General features: G+C 69.8%; 6 protein-coding genes and 1 pseudogene. 2 read left to right on the forward strand and 5 right to left on the reverse strand.

The window, feature by feature from the left end; genetic code table 11:
- The 3 genes from G6020_RS00960 to G6020_RS00970 all read right to left on the reverse strand — a co-directional run.
- Positions 1 to 501: hypothetical protein (locus G6020_RS00960; RefSeq protein WP_206682187.1), on the reverse strand; the 501-nt coding region annotated here is incomplete at its 3' end.
- A gap of 18 nt (positions 502 to 519) precedes the next feature.
- Positions 520 to 900, reverse strand: a complete 381-nt coding sequence (locus tag G6020_RS00965) for a response regulator (RefSeq protein WP_182609357.1) — start codon at positions 898 to 900, stop codon at positions 520 to 522.
- A gap of 114 nt (positions 901 to 1,014) precedes the next feature.
- Complete coding sequence (locus G6020_RS00970; protein WP_182609358.1) at positions 1,015 to 1,821, reverse strand: crotonase/enoyl-CoA hydratase family protein; 807 nt, start codon at positions 1,819 to 1,821, stop codon at positions 1,015 to 1,017.
- Positions 1,822 to 1,902: 81 nt separating this feature from the next.
- Between G6020_RS00970 and G6020_RS00975 the strand changes: the two genes are divergently transcribed.
- Together G6020_RS00975 and G6020_RS00980 are read left to right on the forward strand one after the other, a co-directional pair.
- Positions 1,903 to 3,540: an acyl-CoA synthetase gene (locus G6020_RS00975; protein WP_182609359.1), complete on the forward strand. Its 1,638-nt coding sequence runs from the start codon at positions 1,903 to 1,905 to the stop codon at positions 3,538 to 3,540.
- Positions 3,541 to 3,542: 2 nt separating this feature from the next.
- Entirely contained in the window at positions 3,543 to 4,649 is a 1,107-nt protein-coding gene (locus G6020_RS00980) for a nitronate monooxygenase (protein WP_182609360.1), read from the forward strand.
- 203 nt (positions 4,650 to 4,852) lie between these two features.
- On the opposite strand, the gene G6020_RS00985 is transcribed toward G6020_RS00980, so the two are convergent.
- Complete coding sequence (locus G6020_RS00985) at positions 4,853 to 5,545, reverse strand: hemolysin III family protein (RefSeq protein WP_347238275.1); 693 nt, start codon at positions 5,543 to 5,545, stop codon at positions 4,853 to 4,855.
- Between the two features lie 20 nt (positions 5,546 to 5,565).
- Positions 5,566 to 5,806: pseudogene (locus G6020_RS00990) on the reverse strand (acyl-CoA synthetase); the annotation flags it as partial.

The raw sequence follows: 5,806 nt of genomic DNA on the forward strand, positions 1-5,806 counted from the left end.
CGCCCGGTCGCGGTCGGTCAGCATGCCGGCCAGCACCGGTGCGTGCTGGGGGCGCCTGGTGGCACCGAGCACCTGCGCCGAGCGGGCGCGGGTGGTGGGGGAGAACGCCCGGACCCCGCGGACCGCGTCGTCGACTGTCCCGTGCTGGTCGAGGATGTCGACGAGGGCTCCTGCGGCGCCACCCCGGACCTTGGCCAGCAGATCGAGAATCGTCCGGTCGACTACGCGGGCGGAGCCCCGGCGCAGAGTCAACGCGGCCACGGAGTCGTCGTCGGGATCTTCGTCGGCCGCCAGCGCCAGAAGGCGCGGCCGCAGGGGCTCCAGGATCCTCGCGATCCGCCGGTTCCGGCTCGCCCGCGCGGCATGCGCCCAGAGCATCACGCAGATGAGCACCACCACGGCCACGAGGAGGATCCACAGTGAGGTGGTGAGTACCCCGGAGGCCACCTCGGGCGCCACGTCGTCGAGCAGGGAGGGGTGGGGATCGTCGTACTCCGGCATCGCCGCCGAGACCTTTCCCTAGTGCCGGTCGAGCAGGGCGTCGACGCGGCGGAGCAGCTCGCGGGGACTGAAGGGCTTGATCACGTAGTCGTCGGCGCCGGCGGCGAATCCGGAGTCGACCTCGGAGTCCCGAGCCCGGGCGGTGAGCAGTATCACGCGGCACCCCTCGGGTCCCTCGCCGTCGCGCAGCCGGCGCAGCACGTCGAGCCCGGAGAGTCCCGGCATCATCACGTCGAGGATCGCCAACGCGGGCGAGGTGGACCTGATCGCCTCGAGGGCTTCCACCCCGTCGCTCGCGGTGGTCACCTCGTATCCGGCGTTGGAGAGTTTGAAGGCGACGAGTTCGCGGATGTCGTCGTCATCATCCGCGATCACGACAGCCGGCCCAGTCCCCGTCATCACACACCCTTCGCCTCGGCGAGTTCTCGCGTCAAACATTATCGGTGACGGCGGTGACGGCGGTGACGGCGGTGACGTGCGCCAGAGCCGGACCGGACCCGCGGTTCGGGGGGATTACTCCCCGCGGAACTCCGGCTTGCGCTTCTCGGCGAACGCGCGCGGACCCTCCTTGGCGTCGGCGGAGGCGAAGACGCGGCCGCCCACCTCGGCGTCGACCGTGAACGCCTCCTCCTCGTGCATGCCCTCGGTGCGGCGGATCGTCTCGATCATACCCTGCACCGCGAGCGGGCCGTTCGCGGCGATCGACTCGGCGAGCTCGAGCGCCTTGTCCAGCGCGGAGCCGTCGTCCACCACGTGGCCGATCAGCCCGAACCGCTCGGCCTCCTCGGCGGACAGGTGGCGGCCTGTCATGAGGACCTCCATCGCGACGGTGTACGGGATCTGGCGGACCAGGCGCACTGCCGAGCCGCCCAGCGGGTACAGGCCCCAGCGGGCCTCGGACACACCGAATTTGGCCGAGCGTCCGGCGACGCGGATGTCGGTGCCCTGCAGGATCTCGGTACCGCCGGCGATCGCCGGGCCCTCGACCGCGGCGATGAGCGGCTTGCTCAACCGGCGGCCCTTGAGCAGTGCCGGGAGCTTGGTGAGGTCCCACCCGCCGCCGGCGAACTTGTCTCCGGGAGCCTCCTTGTTCATGGCCTTGAGGTCCGCGCCGGCACAGAAGAAGCCGCCGGCGCCGGTGAGGATGCACGCCCGGATCTCCGGATCAGAATCCACCAGGTCCCACGCGGCCTCCATGCCGCGCATCATCGGTCCCGACAGGGCGTTGCGGGCCTCGGGGCGGTTCATGGTGACGATCAGGACATGACCGCGCCGCTCGGTGAGCAGATGCTGGTCCTCGGGCGTGACGTCGGCGGTCATCGTGCCTCCTGAATAGCTGAGTGTGTCGACAGTTCGATGTAACCCACCCCACAGGACGGGAACACGTTCTAGTTTAGGGGTATGGCTTACACCATTGGGGATCTTGTCGAGCACAGTGTCGATCGTGTGCCGGACCGCGAGGTTCTGGTCCAGGGCGATCGCGTCCTGACGTTCCGTGAGCTGGAGGAGCGGGCCAACCGCCTCGCGCACCACCTGAAATCGGTCGGCGTTGGCCCCGAGGGGAAAGTCGCGGTCTACAGCCGCAACACCATCGAGGCCGTCGAGTCGATGGTCGCGATCTTCAAGCTCCGCGCGGTCATGGTCAACGTCAACTTCCGCTACGTCGCGCCCGAACTCGAGTATCTGCTGAACAACTCGGACAGCGTCGTCGTCGTCGTCGAACGTCGCTACACCGACGTCCTCGCCGAGGCCCTCCCACAGACCCCGGGCGTCACCCACGTCGTGGTCATCGAGGACGGCACTGACGGCCCCGACCCGCAGGTCCCCGCCGGCGTCACCGTCTCCCGCTACGAGGACGCGCTGGCCGCCCAGCCCGCCGAGCGCGACTTCGAGGAACGCTCGAACGACGACATCTACATGCTCTACACCGGAGGCACCACCGGCTTCCCCAAGGGCGTCGTCTGGCGGCAAGAAGACGTGTTCATGGTCCTCGGCGGCGGCATCGACTTCCTCACCGGCGAGAAGGTCTCAGGCGAGTGGGAGTTGGCCGACAAGGCCGTCGACGGCGGCGTCCTGGTCCGCGCCGCCCTCCCACCACTCATCCACGGCGGCGCCCAGTGGGCCATCTTCATGGCGCTGTTCGCCGGCCACACCAGCGTGCTCATCCCCGAGTTCGACCCCGAGTCCGTCTGGCAGACCGTCACCGACCGCAAGGTCAACCTCATGTTCATCACCGGCGACGCCATGGCCCGCCCCATGATCGAGGCCTGGGACCCGGAGAAGTACGACGCCTCGAGCCTGCTCTACATCGGCTCGTCCGCGGCACTACTCTCGCCCTCGGTCAAGGACCAGTTCATCGAGGCGTTCCCCAACCTCATGCTCTCCGACGCGATCGGCTCCTCCGAGACAGGATTCTCCGGCCTCTCCACCGCCGAGAAGGGCAAGACCCACACCGGTGGGCCCCGCGTGATGATCGACGGTGAGACCACCGTGTTGGACGACGACGGCAACGAGGTCAAGCCCGGATCCGGAGTCATCGGCAAGGTGGCACGAACCGGGCACATCCCGCTCGGCTACTACAAGGACGAGGCCAAAACCGCCGAGACCTTCCGCACCTATAACGGCAAGCGCTACGCGATCCCCGGCGACGACGCCCGCGTCGAAGAAGACGGCACCGTCACCATGCTCGGCCGCGGCTCGGCGTCCATCAACACCGGCGGCGAGAAGGTCCACCCCGAGGAGGTGGAGGCCGCGCTCAAGACCCACCCCAACGTCATGGACGCGTTGGTGATCGGTGTGCCCGACGAGCGGATGGGGCAGCGCGTGGCCGCCGTCCTGCAGACCCGCGACGGCTCGTGCCCGCCGATCGCGGAACTGAACGAGTACGCCCGGCGCGAGATCGCAGGCTACAAGGTCCCGCGCGCGCTGTGGGTCGAGTCGACCGTCAAGCGCAACCCCGCGGGCAAACCCGACTACCGATGGGCCGCGGAGATCGCCGCGTCCCGCCCCGCCGCCGACACCCAGGAGATCAGCAAGTGAGCATCCGTACCCCACTCGCGGAGGAATTCGGGATCGAGTACCCGGTCTTCGCCTTCACCCCGTCCAAGGCGGTCGCCGCAGCGGTGACGCGCGCCGGCGGCATGGGCGTCCTCGGGTGCGTCCGCTACAACGACGCGGCCGAGCTCGACGAGGTCCTGACCTGGATGGACGAGAACACGGACGGGAAGCCGTACGGCGTGGACATCGTCATGCCGAACAAGGTACCCACCGAGGGCAGCACCACCGACATCGCCGCGATGATCCCCGAGGAGCACAAGGCGTTCGTCTCCCGGGTCCTCGACGACCTCGGGGTGCCGCCCCTCGGTGACGACGCCGAGCACAACGCCGGTGTCCTGGGGTGGCTCCACTCGGTCGCCGAGGCGCACGTCGAGATGTCGCTCAAGCACCGCCCGGTGCTCATCGCCAACGCGCTCGGCTCCCCGCCCAAGCACATCGTGGACCTCGCGCACGCCAACGGGATCAAGGTCGCCGCGCTCGCCGGTGCGAAGAAGCACGCGCTCGCGCACGTGGACAACGGCGTCGACATCGTGATCGCCCAGGGCGGGGAGGCCGGCGGCCACACCGGCGAGGTCGCGACCCTCGTTCTTGTGCCGGAGATCGTCGCCGCGCTAGACGGGCGCGCGCCCGTGCTGGCCGCCGGTGGGATCGGGAGCGGCTCGCAGGTCGCGGCCGCGATCGGCATGGGCGCCGAGGGGGCGTGGATGGGCTCCCGGTGGCTCACCGCCGCGGAGTACGGCGATGACGGCGGCTCCAAGGCGATGCAGGAGGCGCTCGTCGCGGCCACCAGTGCCGACACCGTCCGCACCCGCATCTACTCGGGCAAGCCCGCGCGCCTGCTCAAGAGCAAGTGGACCGAGGCGTGGGCGGCCGAGGGTGCGCCGGGTCCGTTGCCGATGCCGCTGCAGAACATCCTCGTCGCGGAGGCGCACCAGCGGATCTCGGAGGCGCAGGATCCGGAGGTCGTGGCCATGCCGGCGGGCCAGATCATCGGTTCCCTGGAGGGTGTCGTCCCGGTCGCCGAGACGATGGCCCAGATCGTGAGAGAGTACGAGGCGGCGGTGGAGCGCCTGCGCGGCACCCTGGGCTGACCACGCTGACCACCCTCGGCTGATCACGCTGGGCTGACCATCCTGGGCTGACGTCAGCGCGCGTCCGCATTTCTTTCACTGCCGCCCCCGTCGATGAACCCTCGCCCGCACCGATGCGCACGCGAGAGTTCATCGCCGGGGGCGGCTGTGTTCTGGGCGTACAGGCGCGGCCGCGGATGCCCGCCCACGCGCCGTGGGGCGGCTCAGGACTGCGTGATGAACAGGAACATCGCCGCCCAGTGACAGGCGAACGCGATGACCGTGCAGGTGTGGAAGACCTCGTGGAAGCCGTAGACCCCGGGAACGGGATTCGGCCGCTTGAGCCCGTAGACCACGGCCCCGCCCGTGTAGGCCACGCCGCCGGCGACCACGAGTGCGACCCCCACGAGGTTGGCCTCGACGAGGTCGCCGGCGAACCACACCGCCGTCCAGCCCAGGACGATGTACAGCGCCACGTACAACCACCGGGGCGCCGACAACCAGAACAGGCGGAACGCGATACCGATCAGCGCGCCCGTCCACACGATCACCAGCAGGATCGTGCTGGCCGGGGGGTCGAGCGCGGCGACCGTCATGGGGGTGTAGGTGCCCGCGATGAGCAGGAAGATGTTCGAGTGGTCCAGCCGGCGCAACAGCGCGGTGGCCTCCGGGCCCCAGGTACGGCGGTGGTAGAGGGCCGAGATCCCGAAGAGCAGCGACGACGTGGCCAGGAACACCGCGCACGCCCATTTCAGCGCGGTCCCGTCCGCCAGGACGGTGAGGACCACGCCGAGGACCACGGCCACCGGCAGCGTCCCGGCGTGGATCCACCCGCGCAGCAGCGGTTTCTCGGGTAGCGCGGGGACGCCGAAGTCGTCGTCGTCCCCCTCGGGCCTCGGGTGTGCAGCGGAGTTCACACGCAGAACCTACCGCCACCTCACACGGGCGTGAACGTCCTGTGACCGTCCACACGCGCCCACACACGGTCGCCGGCGGGGTCGGGGCCCAGCGCGGTGAGGTCGCGGGCGCGGAACTTGAAGCTCGCCGTGCGCGGCAGCCCCGCGGTCACCCGCAACAGCGACGGCCACTGCTTGGGACCCAGGTCGGACTGCTCGGCGAGGAACTCCCCCATGCCGGCCGCCACCTCGGACGGTTCCGCCCCGTCCCGCAGGACGACC

The organism is Dietzia sp. B19, assembly GCF_014145155.1.
Classification (GTDB): Bacteria; Actinomycetota; Actinomycetes; order Mycobacteriales; family Mycobacteriaceae; genus Dietzia; species Dietzia natronolimnaea.

What these genes read in the sequence shown, in the direction of transcription:
- G6020_RS00965 (WP_182609357.1), bottom strand. Translation starts at nt 900, where the DNA reads ATGACGGGGACTGGGCCGGCTGTCGTGATCGCGGATGATGACGACGAC.
- G6020_RS00970 (WP_182609358.1), bottom strand. Translation starts at nt 1,821, where the DNA reads ATGACCGCCGACGTCACGCCCGAGGACCAGCATCTGCTCACCGAGCGG.
- G6020_RS00975 (WP_182609359.1), top strand. Translation starts at nt 1,903, where the DNA reads ATGGCTTACACCATTGGGGATCTTGTCGAGCACAGTGTCGATCGTGTG.